The organism is Paenibacillus terricola (assembly GCF_014779765.1).
GTDB lineage: Bacteria > Bacillota > Bacilli > Paenibacillales > Paenibacillaceae > Paenibacillus_T > Paenibacillus_T terricola.
On the sequence record NZ_JACXZA010000002.1, the window covers coordinates 588922 to 607655 of the forward strand.

The following is an 18734-nucleotide window of genomic DNA, read 5'->3' on the forward strand; positions in this document are numbered from 1 at the left end:
AATCAATAAATGTGACAATGGTTTTTATAGAAAAGATTCAACTGTCGGGTGACAAGAACATAGTCCCATTAGGAGCCGCATAAATCGCGGCTTTTTTTGATTTATGTCATCAAGTTCATATCAAAGCGCAGTGACAAGAACTTAGGTACATTCCCGACGAAGCAGAAGCCCTATTGACCCTGTACCTAAGTCAGGGGTTTATAATAACAATAGGGGGAGGTGAATTATGGAAGGATTAACAGTTAACCAAGTAGCTAAAGCAGCTGGTGTCAATGTCGAAACCATTCGTTATTACGAAAAGCGAGAATTGATACCTCAGCCTTCTAGAAACTCATCGGGATACAGGATTTTCTCATCAATAACTGTGCAAGATATTCGATTAATCAAGAGAGCTCAGGATTTAGGATTTACCCTGGAAGAAATCAAAAGGCTATTATCAATTTTCAGAAGTGACGATTACTTTCCAATTGAGGAAATGCATCTATTTGCTAAAGACAAGATCTGTAAGATTGAAGAGAAAGTTAACCAACTAAATAGGCTTAAATCCATGTTGGAAACGGTCGTTAATCAACCCAATAACGCTATGGTGCAGTCAAAAAATGATTGTATTGTTATTCAGAATCTAAAGAATGGAGGACTGGAGAATGGCTAAAATCGAAGTGTTTACAGCAGGAACCTTTTTGTGTGAGGAAATGGTCATCGAAGTACAAGAGTTAGCTTGCTCCAAATGTGACGTTACAGTCTATAACTTAAATAAAAGGCATGCTTCTAGCGAAAATATCGTAAAAGCAAAGTTGTATGGCGTTCAGATGATTCCTTCAGTCGCGATTAATGGAAAGGTCATTGACATTGAGAAGGTGAAAAATGCGAGACTTCATGGACTAAAACAAAATGAATTTGGGATTGATAAAACTGAATCGATCGTAGCGGCAGAACCCAAAGAAGCGACAAATTCCCAAAATGTGCATTTACCCACTTGATATACCCCTATGGGGTATGTTAATCTTTGTTCAGGGAAGGTGATTCTATGGAGCAATTTGAACAAGAGCAGGTTGAAAGCTGCCACAACAACAGAAATGAACGTAAGAGTCATCATTCGGATCAAGTAAAAAGCAATTTGACTTCACGATTAAATCGAATTGAAGGGCAGATTCGAGGATTAAAGAACATGATAGAGAAAGATACCTATTGCGATGATGTTCTTAATCAGATAGCCGCAGTTCAGTCAGCATTGAATAGCGTTGGTAAGCTCTTGTTGGAACACCATATGAATAGCTGTGTTATCGAACGCATCCAAGAAGGTGATCATGAAGTCATTAAAGAGCTCATGATTACCATGAATAAATTAATAAAATAATTTAATCTATCAAAGGGAGAGATGACAATGCAATCCGTGACACTTAAAGTTCAAGGCATGTCCTGCAATCACTGTGTGAATTCTATTGAAGGCGCGGTTAAGCAGCTCGGGGCGAACGCTAAAGTGGATTTATCCGCTGGTACAGTTACTGTGGAATTCAATGAATCCAACATTACTTTGGATTCAATTAAAGAGGCAATCGAAGAACAAGGTTATGATGTTATTAACTAACAGAGGGGGCTGCTTAGCAGCTCTTTCTAAACACATATTTTTTTTGATAATAATATACCCCCTAGGGGTACATTACAATGAGAGGTGAGCTTATGGAAAAACAAATAGAGCAAGAACAAACAACGCTTCAAATTGCAGGTATGACTTGTGCTGCTTGTGCTAATCGGATTGAAAAAGGGCTCAAAAAAATGGAAGGGGTTGACGATGCTAACGTCAATTTTGCGCTAGAAAAAGCTTCTGTTACCTTTAATCCATCCAAAGTAGAGGTTTCGGCAATGGAGCAGAAAATTACTGATCTCGGTTACAGCACTGTTAAAGATGAAGTCGACTTTAAGTTGGTCGGCATGACCTGTGCGGCCTGCGCGGCTCGCATTGAGAAAGGCTTAAGCAGAATACCCGGCGTGAGCAAGGCCACCGTCAATTTTGCGCTCGAAACCGCTCATGTCGAGTACAGTGCAGCGCAAGTATCTGTAGCCGATATGACGCAAAAAGTTGAACAACTCGGCTACAAAGCCTTTCGTAAAGAAGAGGAAGAAGCAAAGGGCGACCATAAGGAGAAAGAAATTCGCCACAAAAAGCTGCAGCTATTGCTATCCGCAGTGTTATCTGTACCACTTTTGTGGGCGATGGTGAGCCATTTCTCGTTTACGTCGTGGATATACTTACCCGAATTTCTGATGAACCCTTGGGTTCAGCTCGCTCTGGCAACTCCTGTACAATTCGTTATCGGCAGCCAGTTTTATGTGGGAGCCTATAAGGCGCTCCGGAACAGAAGCGCCAATATGGATGTGCTCGTTTCGCTTGGGACATCCGCCGCATATTTCTATAGTTTGTATTTAACGCTTAAGTGGGCGATTACCGCAGACGCTCATCATCATGCACCGGATATGTATTATGAAACCAGTGCGATCTTGATTACGCTTATTATTCTAGGCAAACTGTTCGAAGTTCTTGCCAAGGGGCGTACATCGGAAGCCATCAAGAAACTAATGGGATTACAAGCAAAAACGGCACTCGTTATTCGCGATGGCCAAGAAATGATCATCTCGGTTGAAGAAGTCATCATCGGTGACATCGTCCTAGTAAGACCTGGCGATAAGATCCCAGTGGACGGCGAAGTGGTAGAGGGGACATCCGCTGTCGACGAGTCCATGCTGACCGGTGAAAGCATCCCGGTAGAGAAAAAAGCCGGTGATGCCGTTATCGGAGCAACGGTAAACAAAAACGGCAGCCTAAAAATCAAAGCCACTCGAGTCGGCAAAGAAACGGCCCTTGCTCAAATTATTAAAGTCGTGGAAGAAGCTCAAGGTTCGAAGGCGCCGATTCAGCGCATAGCCGACGTGATCTCCGGCATTTTTGTACCGATAGTAGTAGGTATCGCGGTTATATCGTTCCTAGTCTGGTATATATGGATAACTCCAGGCGAATTCGCTGCTGCCCTGGAAAAGGCGATTGCCGTTCTCGTTATCGCTTGTCCATGTGCATTAGGTCTTGCCACGCCGACATCGATTATGGCCGGATCGGGCCGCGCAGCGGAATTTGGCATCCTGTTTAAAGGCGGCGAGCATCTGGAATCGATGCAGAAAGTAGGGACGATCGTACTCGATAAAACGGGGACAGTAACAAAAGGCAAGCCAGAGCTAACGGATGTTCGTATTGAGGGCCTTGACGAAACAGAAGCACTTCGCTTAATTGGCTCCGCCGAGAAACAATCCGAGCACCCGCTTGCGGAAGCAATCGTCAACGGCATTATTGCCAAAGGTATTACGCTGACAGAGACGGAGCAGTTTGAAGCGATTCCTGGCTATGGCATCCGGGCGATGGTAGAAGGAAAAGAAGTGCTGGTCGGCACGCGTAAGCTGCTGCAGCATGAAAATATCTCATTTGGAGAGGCAACAGCAGCGATGGAACGGCTGGAGTCCGAAGGCAAAACGGCTATGTTGATCGCGATCGATAAGCGGTATGCCGGAGTTGTAGCCGTCGCTGATACGATCAAAGAAACATCGAATGAAGCGATCGCCAAGCTGAAACAGATGGGCCTTGAAGTCATCATGATTACAGGCGATAACAAGCGGACGGCTCAAGCGATCGCAAATGAGGTTGGGATCGATCACGTTCTCGCCGAAGTGCTGCCGGAAGGTAAGGCGGAGGAAGTCAAAAAACTGCAAGCTCAAGGCAAAAAGGTAGCGATGGTAGGGGACGGGATTAACGATGCACCGGCTCTAGCAACCGCAGATGTAGGCATTGCTATCGGAACGGGAACGGATATCGCTATCGAAGCTGCGGACGTGACGCTTATACGCGGTGAGCTTACCAGTATTGCCGACGCCATTTTCATGAGCCGCAGGACAATGGCAAATATCAAGCAAAACTTGTTCTGGGCTCTTGGTTACAATACGCTTGGCATTCCAATCGCAGCTATTGGGCTTCTCGCGCCATGGGTAGCAGGAGCCGCGATGGCACTAAGCTCGGTATCTGTTGTGTTAAACGCGCTTCGCTTGCAGCGAATTAAACTGTAGATTCCTTGAGGGGAGAGGATTACATGGGGATGATGAAATTCGCGGTCACACCAGGATTCGAAGTCGGAGGGACCATTTTAAAACCGGAACAACTTGCACTCCTTGGTTCTATTATTGGGGAAAATGCAAAAATCGAGCTAACAAACTTCAAGCAATTGTATGTTGAACTGGAAGAGGAACGAATAGAAGAAGTAAAGAGGGAGCTTGCGGCAATAGAGCTAGAAATATACCCTGCAGGATTTGTTACAAAAAGCCTTATAACCTGTAACTTTTGTCGTGGTGCTGAAGATGCCGGGCTTGCGATTGCAGAAAAGTTAAACGACATGATTGCAGGAATACCAACACCTTCGCCAGTAAAAATCGGTTATGCTGGTTGTGCTCTTGGGACGAGCGAACCGTTACTCAAAGATATCGGGGTCGTTAAGATGCGAGATACATTCGATATCTATGTCGGCGGAGAGCCTAAATCATTAAAACCTACCTTTGCGGAACTGTTCATTACGGGGGTAAATGCGGAACAAATGATGATTACGGTGGATAAGCTCATTACGTATTTTCAAATGAATGGGAAGAATAAAGAGAAGTTCCCGAAATTCATCAAACGGATCTCGATGGATAAGCTCCGCGAGGCTCTTGCAAATTGATTTGATTGTAAACGGGGGTTCCTATGAAGACCATATTGATTGTAGATGATGAAGAAAAAATCCGTGAGGTCGTTGTCTCCTATTTACAAAAGGATGGATTCAGAACAATAGAAGCGGATACTGGAATCACAGCACTTGAGCTGGTCCGAAGTGGAAACATTGATCTTGTTATTCTAGATCTCATGCTCCCAGACTTGTCTGGCGTAGAGGTATGCAAATCGATTCGGCAGATTTCCACGATGCCGATTATTATGTTAACAGCTAAGGTTACAGAAGATGATCGTATCCTAGGATTATCTCTAGGTGCAGACGACTACGTATTGAAACCATTTAGCACGCGCGAATTGATCGCCAGAGTGAAGGCAAATTTACGACGAGCACAAGACGATATCCTTCTTGCTGAGACCATATCGTATAAGGATGGGGATCTAATCCTCCATCCTTCCAAGCATGAAGTTCATAAATGCGGCAGCCGCGTAACTCTTACCCCTAATGAATATCGATTACTGCAAACTTTTGCAAGACATCCAGGCAGAACCTTTTCACGGGAAGAACTAATTGAGAAGGTGCTTGGATTTGATTTCGAAGGCAATGTTCGAGCAATTGATCAGCATGTTAAAAATTTAAGACAAAAGATTGAGTCCGACCCTAAAAAGCCTGAGTACGTCGTAACCGTCTTTGCTGTAGGTTATCGGTTTATTGGAGGCGAATCTGCATGAAAAGGTTATATGCGCGAATCGCAATAGCGTGCATTGGCATTGCTTCTGGTGTTCTCATTATTGCGACGATTACGTTTCTGCTTGAAACTCACTATCATCTAACGATGTATCGTCATCAATCACAAGATCTCAATATGACTTCCTCATCAGCGTTTGATATGCATTTTGAGCAGGCGCTTATTCAATCCGTTCTATGGACTGCAATACTCGGTATTGTACTTGCAATTGTAATTAGCCTCTTTGTAGCAAAACGAATAACGGCACCGCTTATCCATATGAAAAGTGTTGCTGAACGAATGGCCAAAGGCGAGCTTACTTCCCGTGCATTAGTAAACGGAAAAGACGAATTGGCTGACCTTGGTCATTCACTTAATCATTTAGCCGAGCAACTGCTGCTTCAACAGCAGCTGCGTAAAACCATGACGGCCGATGTAGCCCACGAATTAAGAACGCCTCTTGCAACGCTAAAAAGCCATATGGAAGCCATGATCGACGGTGTGTGGGAACCAACACCTAAGCGGTTGGAGTCATGTTTTGAAGAGATCGAGCGTCTCCGATTCTTGGTTGGCGATCTGGAGCAATTGACTGAAGTGGAATCACCGAACTTCAAACTGAGTTTCAATGAGGAGAACATTCATTCAATAGTTCGCCATCATATAATAGCAAACCAAGCTGCCTTTGAAAAAAAGGGAGTGAAGCTATTATTCCAAGATCAAGGGCAGGTCCAAGCCTCTATAGATAAAATGCGTTTTGGTCAAATTATGGTTAACCTGCTCAGCAATGCCTTGAAATTTACTCCCACAGGCGGAAGAGTTACTGTTGCGGTAACGGAGAAGGACCACATGGTTAGTATTTCAGTCTCAGATACCGGTATCGGAATTGATCACAAAGAACTGGCGTTTGTTTTTGAGCGTTTTTATCGTGCTGACAAGTCTCGAGACCGAAAATCTGGAGGAAGCGGAGTTGGATTAACGATTGTTAAAAAGTTAGTCGAGGCGCATGGAGGTATTATCGAAATCCAAAGCCAACCAGGCAGAGGAACCGAAGTAGAGTTTCAAATTCCTAATTCTCAGTGATATTCCTCACAAGATCTACACAACTGTTTATTAGAATGAGAAGAGATTGAATCATCACCTTTGAAAGGGGTTAATGATAATGAAAAAAAAGATAGCTTTACTTGGTGCCACTTTGGTCTTGGCTGTTGCTTTAAGCGCTTGTGGCAATAGTTCGGATCAAGGGCAGGCTGCTAACAACAGTGGGCAAGGTATGAATATGGGCCATTCTGGCATGGACATGGAACATTCATCTTCGGACAAACTTCCTGCAGGGCTTAAAGAGGCTAATAATCCCAAATTTAAAGTTGGGAGTCAAGCAGTCATACTCGATGACCATATGCCTGGCATGAAAGGCGCGACTGCAACCATCTCTGGGGCATTTGACACTACGGTTTATACCGTTTCATATGTTCCGACAACAGGTGGGGAAAAGGTTACAAATCATAAATGGGTTATTCAAGAGGAGATTATGAATGCAGGCGAAAAACCATTTGATAAAGGCGAAGAGGTAACTCTAATGGCTGACCATATGGAGGGCATGAATGGAGCTAAGGCAACGATTGATACTGCCGAGCAAACAACCGTATATATGGTTGATTATACGCCAACTACTGGTGGAGAACCGGTTAAAAACCATAAATGGGTAACAGAGAGCGAGCTCAGCTAAATAGGAGGCTAAGCTTTGCGACACTAGCACAATCATCGCTAATTAAGATCACATACAATTTACAGAAGCTAAGTTTTTTAAATATTCTGTATGATTAGCGGGGAGGGAGATTGTATCTATAGCAAGAAACCCATCGGTGGAGTTTCTATCGTCACATCAACGAATAGACCGCATTTTTTTAATCGAATTCTTGAAAATTACAATGCACAACTATATAAAACGAAACAATTAATCATTATTTTGAATAAAGACAATATGAATTTGAGTAAATACCGGAAAATTGCGCACAAATATAAAAATGTCCAGGTATATCAACTCCCTGAGAGAGTGTCGTTAGGCAAGTGTTTAAACTTTGCGATTAATAAGTCGACCTACCCTTACATTACTAAATTCGACGACGACGATTATTATTCGCCTTATTATTTGAAAGAACAAATCAAGGCCATACGACGAACGGGAGCAGATTTAGTAGGGAAAAAAGCAATCTTGAATTTTCTAGAGTCAAGCAGCAAACTAATAATTCGTTTTCCAAACCAACAAAACAAATATACAGGTCTGGTTGCTGGAGGTACGATTTTATTTAAACGCCAAGTCTTTCGTAATGTTCGCTTCGCAAATGTTTCGATTGGAGAAGACGTCAATTTCTTGCGAAGATGCCGAACTCGCGGCTACCGGATTTACGCTACCTCCCCGAAAAATTACGTTTATATTCGAAGAAAAGATAAAATGAGCCACACATGGAAAGTTAGTGAAAGGTATATCCTTCACAAAAGCCTTTTAGTGGCTAGAACCAAAAGATTTCATCGATATGCGATTCAGCGCTATTAATGCCCGCTTACCCGCGAATAATCGCGGGTTTTCTTTTGCTTCGGAAAGCGTTTATCGAACGTAACTCTTATTAAACTATCGGGCAGCAGTTATAATAAAACCTACAATGATTTAGTATTACTCTAGACGATACTTATATTAAATAAGAAATAAACGGAGGTACATTATGTTTACGAAGACTGGTTTGATCGAGCATCTTCATAATATCGGCGTTGACCCGCTCGGGACGTTGAAAATCCATATTTCGTACAAAGCAATCGGCGAGGTCGAGGGTGGTGCGGAGACTGTGCTTGATGCGCTGAGTGACTACATGAAGGACGGGTTGCTCGTGCTGGGGGCGCATACGTGGCGCAATGTCGGGACTGACAATCCGGTCTGCGACAACTTGTATACGCCAACATGCATCGGGGCGCTGACGGAGCTTTTTCGCAAGCGTCCAGGAGTCGTGCGTTCTCTGCACCCGACCCACTCAGTGGCAGCCTTGGGTAAAGATGCCGAGTCCTTTATCGCGGGCGAGGAACATCTGCAAACCCCGTGCGGAGCAGGCGGCACCTATCACAAACTTTGGCAGCGGGATGCCCAGATCCTGCTGATCGGCGTTAATTTTAGTCGTAACACCTTCATTCATGGGGTCGAGGAATGGGATGGGGCAGTCGGAACGATTTCCACCGAGAAAACTGACTTATACACGATCGGGCCCAAAGGTGACCGCCACTACACGCCACAGTTTCGCCACTGCGCACGGGTCGGATCCGACACATTCACGAAACTCGAACCTGAAGCACTTAATACCGGCGTCATGACCCTCGGGAAATTCGGCAACGCAACGACCAGATTAATGAGCGCGAAGCAGCTCCGGACTATGGTTGCCAAACATCTGAAGCAGGACCTGAACTATCTGACCGACTATTAATATTCTTAGCAATATATCTAAATTAAGTCGCGTAGTTGCGGCTTTTTTTGTTTGAATGATATAAGTTCTTGTCCAAGAAGACATAGATTAATGGATGAGCAAGCTTGAATAAGTTTGGATATATTCAATATATCTTTTAGCTTCTTGAGAGAGATAGACATCGTTATCTTGAGAAGTAGCACCGTAGGTTACAAAAGCAGGAAGATAAGTTCCATTACATTTGGTAATCGTTCTTTGAATAGGTTTTAAAAATTCACTGATCGTGAACCAATTGTCTCCGCCTGCCCGATAGCAATTTTTTGTACCTCCTGTTGTTGTTGCAACAATAAATTCTTTATCCTTTAAATAATCACCTCCCGGTCCATAAGCCCAACCATACGTAAATACATCTTCGAACCATTTTTTTAATAGGGGCGGACAGCCGTACCAGTAAAACGGAAATTGTAAAACAATCCGATCATGAGATAAGAGTAACTGCTGTTCCTTTTCCACATCAATCTTCCAATTCGGATACTCCTGATAAAGGTTTCGAACATCGAATTTTGCGTGTCTGCTGAGTTCAAGCTTGAATGCTCGATTTGCACGGGATGTCTCTAAATTAGGATGGGCAATGATTACCATAATGTTCATTTCAAAACCTCCTGGATTTTACAAGTAAGTATGACTACAATCCCAATTATTGAGTCGAACGAATCTTTTGAAAAGTACGCTCATTTTTCATACTAAGTTAGGAAGAACGTACGGTTATGTGTTCATTATGGAATAGTACGTTAAACCATACTAAGTACGTAAAAAAATAGCACTTATGAGATGCGGTATAATTTGGTAAAGTAGGGGTACGAGATTCGTAATTTGCGTAATAAGGAGTTGAACTCTTGGATTCGGATAGAAATCAATCGTATCGGACACAGGGAATAGTGACCACATTGCAAGTTATAGGTGGAAAATGGAAGCCGTTGATACTATTTATTTTGATGAAGGAGGGAACCAAACGTTTCGGTGAATTGAGACGCAAGCTTCCTGAGATTACACAAGGCATGCTTACCAATCAGCTCCGTGAAATGGAGAAAGACGAGCTCATCGTTCGGCAAGTGTTCCAGACGGTCCCTCTAAAAGTCGAATATTCATTGTCCGATCATGGAAGAACACTAAGTTCTATTTTGACCGACATGTGCGGTTGGGGGTTTTTCCATATCGAATTTATGAACGATACTAATGACGTTCACGAAATTAAACGGCAAACTGAATAAGAACGTGCTAATTGTGATCGTTAGAAAAGGAGAACCTTGTCATCTTTGGGGAGTTCAATGGTAATGAAAGGAGTGTTTGACTAATGAAATGGATAGTACGCATTTTGCAGGGTTTAGTTGCGTTAGACTTTCTGTTTGCAGGAGCATCGAAGATATTCGCGAGCAGCGACCAAATTAGGGAGTTATTCACCGACAAACTGGGTACGCCAGCCGCGTTGATCTACATCGTCGGCGTTCTCGAAGCGCTGGCAGGGCTGGCTCTTATCGCTGGCTATCGAAGCCGTAAGGCAGCAGTAGCATCGATCATTGTCATGATCGCCATCTTGATCGGTGCGACCGTGACGAACCTCGCCGCAGGCCTTGTGGCAGATGCCATGGTCCCATTCGCGATCTTGATCGTAGTGCTCTTCCTCTTATTCCTGAAGCGTGATGCGCTCAAGGGTATTCGTAGAATGGCAGGAGCAAATAGTTCGGTCTCCAAGTAATTTAGTATAGGGATTGAGCGCTTGGAAAAAACTCTAAGCGGATTATACATAAAATAGGATGAGGTGGCCAATATGGCGTATAAATCAACTCACACGTTCGTAAACCTGCCAGTGAAAGACTTGAACCGGACAAAGGAATTTTTCAGCAGTATCGGCTTTGAGTTCAACCCCCAGTTCTCTGATGAAAATTCGGCATGCCTAGTGATCAATGACAACACGTGTGTTCAACTGCTGACTGAGTCGTACTTCCAGACATTCGTCAACAAACCAATAGCTGATGCTGTCGGCGCCGCTACTGGGATTATCGCGCTCTCCGCTAACAGCAGAGCCCAAGCGGACGAACTGGCGGACAAGGCGCTAGCTGCGGGGGGCAAACAGTCCAAGGAACCGGCGGACCATGGCTTTATGTACGTGAGAAGCATCGAGGATTTGGACGGACATCTGTGGGAAATTGCCTATATGGACATGAGCGCTTTCTCTCAAAAGTAATGGAGATTTGATGATGACCCAAACATTTCCTCAGAGGAATGGAGCTCCCAGAACGGGAAACGATAGTTCAATCAGAACAGGGAGCAGGCCAACGCGGCGCTGCTCCCTGTTTCATTGAGAGTAAAGGCAGTTTAATAAAATCGTGACCGGTCGCAAGCAGGAAGGTAGGGGCACGACCATAACTTTTCGAACCAATGATATCGAAGTTCTTCTCCGATTCTCGAAGCTGCTTCACCATTGTTCGTTGAACTGCCAACAACTACTCTGGCATGTTGCCTGCGTTAGGATCTGCAACAAAGGTAGTTTTATATTTTTGATATAATAATTCTGTAACCATACCAGCAGAGGCATGATGAAGATCATGACAGTGGAACATCCAGTTTCCTTCATTATTTGCTTCGAAGGCGACAACGTATTCTTCTCCCGGCTTCAAATTCAACGTATCCTTGATGATTGGAGACCCTTCAAGGGGCTCCCCGTTCTTACTTAGCACTTGAAAGAAGTGACCGTGCAGGTGCATCGGATGATCGTCGGATTTAGAGTTATTAACGAGGTGAACCTTGATGGTATCTCCATTTGTTACGTTTATCGGATCTGTTTCAGGAAACGTTTTTCCATTTATAGTGTAGACCATTTCACCATTTTTCATTTCGGTGTTTAAATTCATCGTATATTCCAACGTATACTTCTGACTTAAAGTAAAATTGGATTCACTTTTTTGGCCATAACGGCTCATATCGACTTTTGTTAGATTTTCCGTTTCATTCGACTTGTCTGAGCCTGAAGGAGCCCCTTCATAAACGATCAGTGCTTTCATGCCTTTTACAGCAGCATTGTTGCCATGATCCTCAATCAACCATTGTCCCGGATTGTTAGCAACAAACTCAATATCGTAACGCTCACCTGGAGCAATGCTTACAACATTATCTTTAAGGATACCTGGATTGTTTATAGGTTGCCCATCGGTAGAAGTGACTTTGAACTCATGTCCGTGCAAATGAATTTGATGACTCAAATAGCCCGCATTGATCAGTCGAATTCGTACATTATCTCCTTTCTTAACAGGGAACTGATCCACCAAAGAACCGGATTTCCCATTTATGGTATACAGATCGTACATACTCATGTCATGGCCCGTATTCATCGCACTATGATCCATTCCTGACATATTATCACCAGACATATCCATGCTGGACATGTCCCCGGAGCTCATCCATTCATCGAGGACAAGCGTATAATCACGGTCAACGCCAGTGCCTTCTTTGGGCTCGACGATAAAGGATCCGTACAATCCTCGATCCAATTGATTTACGCTATCCTGATGTGAGTGGTACCAGTAGGTACCAGGGACATCTGCTTTAAACTCATACGTAAACGACTGACCTGGTTGGACAGCGTTTTGCGTTACACCTGGAATGCCGTCCATTTCATTTGGAACAGGAACACCATGCCAATGAATTGTAACTGGCTCGGGCAACTGATTCTTTAAGTTAACTTTTATCATTTCACCTTGTTTGACCCGAATTTGTGGTCCAGGAACAGAATTGTTGAATGTCCATACTGGCAATGTTTTGCCTGGAGCAATTTCCTGATTGCTACTGCTGGCAGTCAAACTAAATTCTCTGCCCGTTAGAACAGTAGGCTTTACCGTTTGAGCATCTGTCGACTTCCGAGAGTCTTTTATCCCTTCCATATTCATTCTCGAGTGATCCATTCCGTTCATTGATCCTGTACATCCAGCCAAAATAAAGGATAACCCCCCGGCTATAACCATACTTTTGAACTTCCAATCACTCTTCATTCCATTCATTCCTTTCTGTGTTAATACATCCGATGGAACCATCATATCTGGTACATATGTAGAACTATTGAGGAATGAGCTAGGTTGAAAAATAAGACTTCTTCAGACATAGTAGTCGTAGAGAAGAACATCTTAAAATGAAGGATTTCTAAAAATAGACATTTGCCCACTTGATATACCTCTGCGGGGTATGTTAGTCTCTGGTTACGCTGGTTGTGCTCTTGGGACCGACCTCTCGAATTTTTTCTTCATCAACTACAATCAATATGGTTTTCATAAGAAGCCCCGTTTGCGATTGTATGACTGCAACCATCGTTGGGGCATTTGACACTACGGTTTATACCGTTTCAAAGGAGTCATGCGTGAAAAAGTGGTTACTGAGCATTAGTTATACGTTAACCGTTCTTTTTTTACTTCTGAATAAAGAACATCTTCTAGAATGGATTCAGCAGAAAGAGTCCGCTAATATTTTTTTGATTCAGATCATAGCAATTCTGTTAGCTTTGATTCCTATTGCACCCTTTGGACTAATCGCTGGGGTAATCGGAGCTAAATTAGGCTTCGTAGTGGGTGGAGTAATTAATATAGTAGCCTCAACAAGCGCAGCACTTATTATGTTTGTTGTTGTTCGCTACACGTTCTCCAGTTCGGTACGAAGTATCATATCGAGATATAAGAGTATCGATCATCTTACGAAACTGTTCGAGACCAATCCGTTTCTGACTGTGTTTTTCGCGCGAGTCATCCCAATTATTCCTGCTCCGTTAGTGAATATGTATTCAGCGATTACTCGTATCCCATTCTTTACATTTTTCTTAGCGACCGTAGTAGGTAAACTCCCAATAATGATCACATTCGCTTTACTCGGCGAACAATTGTTCACGAATACAAAAAATGCGATCATTACCATTGCTCTTTATTCAGCATTTCTGCTTCTGATTTATCTATCTTTTCGGATCTGGAGCAAAAAAAAGGGCATGAGATGACTTTTCATTTGAAAATCAGGTTTCCGAACCTTCTGGAAGCCTTTTTTTGCATTGGTTTGATCACATGAATCTAGACTTCAGAGTCGCGGAACATCACTATGGCATAATCAGCCTCCAAGAGTAGGTTGTCTTTATTGTGCTATTCTGTTGACTTGATAATGAAGGATGCCTTTTATTATTTCCTGTATAATCCAGAATGGAAGTCCGATACAAGTTATCATCTCAGTTTTAGGGGAGGGATATAGGGTAGCTTGAGATCCATGGAAGCGATTAACGAAAACGCTTTCTTTCATCTCGATTCATAGCAATTCGAGAGATAGAACAATATGAAACTGACAGGAGGAATTTCTAATGATAGGATCACACAGAACAAAATTCATGAAAAGAGTGACGGCATTTGTGATGATCGTATGTTTGATGGTTGCATTTGGGTTTGACAGTTCGAAGCTCGCATCGGCAGCAGCGGTATCTCCGTCGCAGGCCTATGTCGAAGCAATGGGCAAAGGCTTGAACGTATTTAATACCTTTGATAGCTTCAACTCAAACGACTTCTCGTTATCCGATGAGACTTCCTGGGGGCAGCCGAAGGTCACGCAAGAGTTGATTGTGGCAGCCAAGGCCAAAGGCTTCAATAGCATTCGCATCCCCATGACCGCCTATACCAGATATACAATGGGTGCCGACGGACACTATGTCATCGATTCCGCATGGCTAGCCAGATATAAAGAAGTAGTGGACTGGGCCGTTTCCGCAGGATTTTATGTCATGCTCAACCTGCATCACGATTCCTGGATCTGGCTTAAAGACTGGGATGGAAATACGGCATCCGAGGAATATAAGCGATATGTGGATTTGTGGACACAGCTTGCGGATTATTTCAAGGACGAACCCAATACCGTATCCTTCGAGACCATAAATGAGCCGCAATTCGCAAGCGATACCGGAACCGTCACAAAGCAGGATAAATTGAATAGGATTAACCAGGCTGCCTATCAAGTGATTCGTCATTCGGGTGGCAATAATGCAACTAGAATGGTTATTATTCCGACTTATGAAACAAACAGTGCCGAGGATAAAACTCTTGCAACCTACAATTTTATCACCGGCCTGAATGATCCAAACATAATTGCCACCGTTCATTATTACAGCGACTGGGTGTATAGCGGCAACCTGGGTATTACAGGTTTTGACGAACAGCTTTACAAAGACTCCGCTCAAACGCCGAGATCCAATACGGATCTGTTCTTCAACACCTTGAATAACACTTTTATTTCAAAAGGCATCGGGGTTGTCATCGGCGAATATGGCTGGTTATCTTCCGATGAAGGCGCTGCAGCCAATCAGTCAGGCGAGAAGCTGAAATATCTTGAATATTTGAATTACATGGCCTCGAAATACAGAGTCAGTACGATGATCTGGCCGCCTGCATTCGATCGGGTTGCGCCATATGACTGGAATTATTTGATCGGGTCAACGATTAAAGCATCCGTTCAGGGACAACGTTCCTCCTATTCGACAGGGTTAAATGAAATCTATATCAAAGAAAAGGCTGCAAGGGATATTCAGATTCCGCTTACGCTGAACAGGAATACCTTTAAAGGCATCGCAGGATTGAAGAAAAGCGATTATTCCTATAATGCCAAAACCGCAACCCTTACGCTTTCAAAAAAATTTGTAAACGAGAAATTCACAAAGGGTTCATACGGCCTCATTGCGGATTTGGAGTTGCAATTCTCTGCAGGTGCAGCATGGCATCAATATATAATCAAATATGCAGCGCCGGTATTTCAAACCGCTACAGGCACGACAACATCCGGAATTACGATTCCGGCAACCTTTAACGGTTCCAAGGTAAAACGTGCTTCAGCCTATGATGCATCCGGCAACAGAATCGGTCCGAATTCCTGGTTCCCGTATATGCAGTTTGGCTCTGAATTTAATGACAACTATTCCGAAGGTACGTTCAGTATCCAAAACAACTTCTTTAACAATTCCGTATTGGATGGAACCATCAAGATCACGATCGAATTCTACGATGGGCAGGTCATAAACTATGCCATCCAAAAGAGTGGATCGAATGTGACCGGGATCGGGGTAGTTTCCTGATCAAGGTTACTGCAGATTCTGCGACGAGTATATGTCAACAGCAAAACAACATAGAAGTAGAGATCCCCGATCCTTACCGGTATCGGGGATTTTTATTCTGTGCCAGATGCAAATGGATGAAACGAAGTGCGTCAATAATCGTTATACAGAATAAAGTAAGATACGGAGGTGTTCTGATGGATTTGTTGAAAGGCATGGGAAAGATGGCGGGCGAATTCACAGGCAGAGTGCTTGGAGGTACTGTGCGTGTAGCCGGTGAACTTGTTCATAGCGATTACATTAAAGAGATCGGCAACGATGTGGAAAGAGTGACGGCAAAAACAGGCGAGCTGGCAGGCCAAGCAGCGAGCGGTGTATGGGATGTTGGCGCCGGTTTAATAACGGCGGATAAGCAGCAGGCTAAGTCCGGATTCGATGATCTTGGAGATGCGGTCACGATTACAGTCAGAGGTGCTGGCCAAGGAATCGAATACGTCGTTGAAAGCGGTAAAGATGTTGTGACAGGCATTAAGGAAAATGATAAGCAGCTGATTAAAGATGGCGCCAAGAAACTGGGTAAAGCTGCTGCAGTATCCATAATTGCTGTCGGTGTAATCGATATAGTCGATGGTCCGGACGGAATGGATACATCAGAGACCTAATAAAGACCTCAATATGGACTATAGACCGGCAGCGACGGTTGCCGGATTTTTATTTTATCCTCGAATGCATAGGGACGGTTTCTCCTGATGAAATTAGTATTGCTCAAACTTCGTCAGTACTCTCACTATCGGAATCAGCATCACGACGTACTCTATAAAAAGCCATAATGATTCCCTCAGAGGTCTTTGACCTCCTTAAATATACATTGTAGTTCTTGGCATCCTCCAGCAGGCGAAGGCAGTTTAACATATCTAAGCTCGTTCTAGCGTGTTGTACAATCGCATCGAAATCAATTTGGCTAAACTCGCTTATTTTAACATCAATCTCATGAGAATCCTCGGTAAGTATCCATATCGAGTCTTTTGACACGGTAAAACAGTTTATCTGCTGATTCTTTATCGTTACGCCATTGACATAGCAATCAAAGTAACAATTCTGCGATTCAAGTTTATCTAACAGAGTTACGATAGGCATTGGAACAATCTCCTTTACAAATTAATTTGTAGAAGCACATACAATCAATCATATTTAATTGGTTAAAGACTATTCCAACTTTCTACACTACAAATAACTCGGTTACTTTGCACACTATTACAAAAGAGGTGTCATATCATAGAAACAGATTTATACAATAGTGGAATTAAATTGACGTAGAAAGTTGAGTGTGATAGCATTGGTTTAACTTAAAACGAAAAGGCTATGATGAGAAATAGTAGGTATTAGGGATCTCACAGAGAGAAGATGGTTGGTGCGAATCTTCATTGATCTAATACTGAAGCAGTCTCGGAGCTGTGAACCGAACAGAGGAATCTTAGTAGGCTTCAACGGAGTTCCACCGTTATTCAGGAAACAATATCGGAGATATCCCGTATTGATAGAGTGCAGAGAAATCTGAAATTAGGTGGTAACACGGACATAATAGTTCGCCCTAAGTTGACAAGAAAATATGTCAGCTTAGGGCTTTTTCTGTTTTATTTCTTCTCGTGTGAAAATTTGTAATTTTCCAAAAATAATTAATAATTGATGGGGGAGTTCTTTTGAAAATTGAATTTCTGCGAGGGCGTAAAATGATTCTTGAAGTCTGACGCCCCTTTCCCTACGGTCACATAAGCCTATCGGTCTCGTGAATACCAGAACGTTAGCCGAAAGAAGTTCTTAATTTAGGAGGAGTCTAGATGATATTAGAAAAAGTTATAAATAGAATTGTAATACAAAGTGAATATAAGGATTTTGTTGATAAGTATATAGATAATATACTTACTGAATTTAAAGGCAAGATTCATAGCATTTATATGTGTGGTTCGATTCCAAAAGGAACTGCTACACCTTTTAAGTCAGATGCAGATTTTACCATTGTATGTGTAAATCCCAAAGATATTGATTACGAAAGATTGTCAAATATTAAAGACAGGCTTTTAGAAGAATATCCAGTATTAACTAAGATTGATACGATAATTTGCTCGATTGACGATGTATTAAGTAAACCAAATGAGTGGGGTTTTTGGGTTAAAATAATTTGTGTTTGCGTATATGGTCATGACGCTGGTGAAAAAGTACCACCCATTATTATTTCTCCAGCGTTCATTTTAGACTTAAATACAGAGACCAAGGAGGAAGTAGATCGTATACATAGTTTACTTTCTAATGCTAGTGATAACACAATGAAAACTAGATATATTAAAGGATACTCTAAGAGATTAATTCGGGCATTATACTCTTTGATTTTAGAAGATACAGGTGTATGGCAAGATGACATTATTGAGATGAAGAATGCCATATTAAACTATTGTGAGATTGACTCCGCTTTAGTTGATTATCTGTATGCTTGTTACTTAGATAGTAATGTACTTGTTGAAGAGTTTCTGGGAATTGCAGATGAAGTATATAGCTATTTTGAGAACGCCTTAAATGCAATGGCTGCTTCCAGAACTTCCTTCGACTAAACCATATTGATCGACGGGCTTAGGGGGATGGATGTGCTCACTCGCTTCTCAGAGTGACCAGTAGCAGCCTCAATCATGGTCATGACAAGTAGGGGTGAA

At 42.8% G+C, this 18734-nt stretch carries 21 protein-coding genes and 1 other annotated feature; of the genes, 18 read left to right on the forward strand and 3 right to left on the reverse strand.

What is annotated here, in order from left to right; all coding sequences use genetic code 11:
- Positions 1-226: 226 nt before the first annotated feature.
- The 11 genes from H8B09_RS10055 to H8B09_RS10105 all read left to right on the forward strand — a co-directional run bounded on the left by H8B09_RS10055 (position 227) and on the right by H8B09_RS10105 (position 8933).
- A complete protein-coding gene (locus H8B09_RS10055) occupies positions 227-652 on the forward strand; it encodes a MerR family transcriptional regulator (protein ID WP_191203360.1) in 426 nt (141 codons plus the stop codon).
- Positions 645-980 (forward strand): glutaredoxin, encoded by a 336-nt coding sequence (locus H8B09_RS10060; protein ID WP_191203361.1) that lies wholly within the window; start codon positions 645-647, stop codon positions 978-980. Before H8B09_RS10055 ends, H8B09_RS10060 begins: the two co-directional genes overlap by 8 nt.
- A gap of 47 nt (positions 981-1027) precedes the next feature.
- Positions 1028-1357 (forward strand): metal-sensitive transcriptional regulator, encoded by a 330-nt coding sequence (locus tag H8B09_RS10065; RefSeq protein ID WP_191203362.1) that lies wholly within the window; start codon positions 1028-1030, stop codon positions 1355-1357.
- A gap of 27 nt (positions 1358-1384) precedes the next feature.
- A complete protein-coding gene (copZ, locus tag H8B09_RS10070; RefSeq protein ID WP_191203363.1) occupies positions 1385-1588 on the forward strand; it encodes a copper chaperone CopZ in 204 nt (67 codons plus the stop codon).
- A gap of 92 nt (positions 1589-1680) precedes the next feature.
- Complete coding sequence (locus tag H8B09_RS10075) at positions 1681-4107, forward strand: heavy metal translocating P-type ATPase (RefSeq protein ID WP_191203364.1); 2427 nt, start codon at positions 1681-1683, stop codon at positions 4105-4107.
- A gap of 23 nt (positions 4108-4130) precedes the next feature.
- A complete protein-coding gene (locus H8B09_RS10080) occupies positions 4131-4751 on the forward strand; it encodes a nitrite reductase (protein WP_191203365.1) in 621 nt (206 codons plus the stop codon).
- A gap of 23 nt (positions 4752-4774) precedes the next feature.
- Positions 4775-5470, forward strand: coding sequence for a response regulator transcription factor (locus H8B09_RS10085; protein ID WP_191203366.1), 696 nt, complete (start codon positions 4775-4777; stop codon positions 5468-5470).
- Positions 5467-6546, forward strand: coding sequence for a HAMP domain-containing sensor histidine kinase (locus tag H8B09_RS10090; RefSeq protein WP_191203367.1), 1080 nt, complete (start codon positions 5467-5469; stop codon positions 6544-6546). The genes H8B09_RS10085 and H8B09_RS10090 overlap by 4 nt, the downstream gene beginning before the upstream one ends.
- Positions 6547-6625: 79 nt before the next feature.
- Positions 6626-7192: a DUF1541 domain-containing protein gene (locus H8B09_RS10095; protein ID WP_191203368.1), complete on the forward strand. Its 567-nt coding sequence runs from the start codon at positions 6626-6628 to the stop codon at positions 7190-7192.
- Positions 7193-7282: 90 nt separating this feature from the next.
- On the forward strand, positions 7283-8020 hold the full coding sequence (locus tag H8B09_RS10100) for a glycosyltransferase family 2 protein (protein WP_191203369.1): 738 nt from the start codon (positions 7283-7285) through the stop codon (positions 8018-8020).
- A gap of 166 nt (positions 8021-8186) precedes the next feature.
- A complete protein-coding gene (locus H8B09_RS10105) occupies positions 8187-8933 on the forward strand; it encodes an AAC(3) family N-acetyltransferase (protein WP_191203370.1) in 747 nt (248 codons plus the stop codon).
- A gap of 87 nt (positions 8934-9020) precedes the next feature.
- Here H8B09_RS10105 and H8B09_RS10110 read toward each other — a convergent pair whose 3' ends face one another.
- Positions 9021-9563: an NAD(P)H-dependent oxidoreductase gene (locus H8B09_RS10110; protein ID WP_191203371.1), complete on the reverse strand. Its 543-nt coding sequence runs from the start codon at positions 9561-9563 to the stop codon at positions 9021-9023.
- A 245-nt stretch (positions 9564-9808) separates the two neighbouring features.
- On the opposite strand from H8B09_RS10110, the gene H8B09_RS10115 reads away from it, so the two are divergent.
- The 3 genes from H8B09_RS10115 to H8B09_RS10125 all read left to right on the forward strand — a co-directional run bounded on the left by H8B09_RS10115 (position 9809) and on the right by H8B09_RS10125 (position 11157).
- Entirely contained in the window at positions 9809-10183 is a 375-nt protein-coding gene (locus tag H8B09_RS10115) for a winged helix-turn-helix transcriptional regulator (protein ID WP_191203372.1), read from the forward strand.
- A gap of 83 nt (positions 10184-10266) precedes the next feature.
- On the forward strand, positions 10267-10668 hold the full coding sequence (locus H8B09_RS10120) for a DoxX family protein (RefSeq protein ID WP_191203373.1): 402 nt from the start codon (positions 10267-10269) through the stop codon (positions 10666-10668).
- Between the two features lie 72 nt (positions 10669-10740).
- A complete protein-coding gene (locus tag H8B09_RS10125) occupies positions 10741-11157 on the forward strand; it encodes a VOC family protein (RefSeq protein WP_191203374.1) in 417 nt (138 codons plus the stop codon).
- 259 nt (positions 11158-11416) lie between these two features.
- Here H8B09_RS10125 and H8B09_RS10130 read toward each other — a convergent pair whose 3' ends face one another.
- The gene (locus H8B09_RS10130) at positions 11417-12958 is read right to left on the reverse strand and encodes a multicopper oxidase family protein (protein WP_191203375.1); all 1542 of its coding nucleotides are present in this window, start codon (positions 12956-12958) and stop codon (positions 11417-11419) included.
- Between the two features lie 362 nt (positions 12959-13320).
- On the opposite strand from H8B09_RS10130, the gene H8B09_RS10135 reads away from it, so the two are divergent.
- The 3 genes from H8B09_RS10135 to H8B09_RS10145 all read left to right on the forward strand — a co-directional run bounded on the left by H8B09_RS10135 (position 13321) and on the right by H8B09_RS10145 (position 16691).
- Complete coding sequence (locus H8B09_RS10135; protein WP_318152572.1) at positions 13321-13944, forward strand: TVP38/TMEM64 family protein; 624 nt, start codon at positions 13321-13323, stop codon at positions 13942-13944.
- A 507-nt stretch (positions 13945-14451) separates the two neighbouring features.
- A complete protein-coding gene (locus tag H8B09_RS10140; RefSeq protein ID WP_224753441.1) occupies positions 14452-16050 on the forward strand; it encodes a cellulase family glycosylhydrolase in 1599 nt (532 codons plus the stop codon).
- Positions 16051-16226: 176 nt separating this feature from the next.
- A complete protein-coding gene (locus H8B09_RS10145; RefSeq protein WP_191203378.1) occupies positions 16227-16691 on the forward strand; it encodes a hypothetical protein in 465 nt (154 codons plus the stop codon).
- 103 nt (positions 16692-16794) lie between these two features.
- Here the strand turns inward: H8B09_RS10145 and H8B09_RS10150 are convergent, their stop codons facing one another.
- A complete protein-coding gene (locus H8B09_RS10150; protein WP_191203379.1) occupies positions 16795-17166 on the reverse strand; it encodes a hypothetical protein in 372 nt (123 codons plus the stop codon).
- Between the two features lie 216 nt (positions 17167-17382).
- Positions 17383-17626: a binding site (T-box leader), on the forward strand.
- A gap of 241 nt (positions 17627-17867) precedes the next feature.
- Here H8B09_RS10150 and H8B09_RS10155 point away from each other — a divergent pair.
- Entirely contained in the window at positions 17868-18635 is a 768-nt protein-coding gene (locus H8B09_RS10155; protein ID WP_191203380.1) for a nucleotidyltransferase domain-containing protein, read from the forward strand.
- Positions 18636-18734 lie beyond the last annotated feature (99 nt).

Bases quoted from the DNA above. Each gene is read 5' to 3' on its own strand.
- H8B09_RS10155 (WP_191203380.1), top strand. From the start codon at position 17,868: ATGATATTAGAAAAAGTTATAAATAGAATTGTAATACAAAGTGAATAT.
- H8B09_RS10130 (WP_191203375.1), bottom strand. From the start codon at position 12,958: ATGAAGAGTGATTGGAAGTTCAAAAGTATGGTTATAGCCGGGGGGTTA.
- H8B09_RS10125 (WP_191203374.1), top strand. From the start codon at position 10,741: ATGGCGTATAAATCAACTCACACGTTCGTAAACCTGCCAGTGAAAGAC.
- H8B09_RS10065 (WP_191203362.1), top strand. From the start codon at position 1,028: ATGGAGCAATTTGAACAAGAGCAGGTTGAAAGCTGCCACAACAACAGA.
- H8B09_RS10110 (WP_191203371.1), bottom strand. From the start codon at position 9,563: ATGAACATTATGGTAATCATTGCCCATCCTAATTTAGAGACATCCCGT.
- H8B09_RS10150 (WP_191203379.1), bottom strand. From the start codon at position 17,166: ATGCCTATCGTAACTCTGTTAGATAAACTTGAATCGCAGAATTGTTAC.
- copZ (WP_191203363.1), top strand. From the start codon at position 1,385: ATGCAATCCGTGACACTTAAAGTTCAAGGCATGTCCTGCAATCACTGT.
- H8B09_RS10095 (WP_191203368.1), top strand. From the start codon at position 6,626: ATGAAAAAAAAGATAGCTTTACTTGGTGCCACTTTGGTCTTGGCTGTT.
- H8B09_RS10055 (WP_191203360.1), top strand. From the start codon at position 227: ATGGAAGGATTAACAGTTAACCAAGTAGCTAAAGCAGCTGGTGTCAAT.
- H8B09_RS10090 (WP_191203367.1), top strand. From the start codon at position 5,467: ATGAAAAGGTTATATGCGCGAATCGCAATAGCGTGCATTGGCATTGCT.
- H8B09_RS10085 (WP_191203366.1), top strand. From the start codon at position 4,775: ATGAAGACCATATTGATTGTAGATGATGAAGAAAAAATCCGTGAGGTC.
- H8B09_RS10060 (WP_191203361.1), top strand. From the start codon at position 645: ATGGCTAAAATCGAAGTGTTTACAGCAGGAACCTTTTTGTGTGAGGAA.
- H8B09_RS10120 (WP_191203373.1), top strand. From the start codon at position 10,267: ATGAAATGGATAGTACGCATTTTGCAGGGTTTAGTTGCGTTAGACTTT.
- H8B09_RS10105 (WP_191203370.1), top strand. From the start codon at position 8,187: ATGTTTACGAAGACTGGTTTGATCGAGCATCTTCATAATATCGGCGTT.
- H8B09_RS10080 (WP_191203365.1), top strand. From the start codon at position 4,131: ATGGGGATGATGAAATTCGCGGTCACACCAGGATTCGAAGTCGGAGGG.
- H8B09_RS10075 (WP_191203364.1), top strand. From the start codon at position 1,681: ATGGAAAAACAAATAGAGCAAGAACAAACAACGCTTCAAATTGCAGGT.
- H8B09_RS10100 (WP_191203369.1), top strand. From the start codon at position 7,283: ATGATTAGCGGGGAGGGAGATTGTATCTATAGCAAGAAACCCATCGGT.
- H8B09_RS10145 (WP_191203378.1), top strand. From the start codon at position 16,227: ATGGATTTGTTGAAAGGCATGGGAAAGATGGCGGGCGAATTCACAGGC.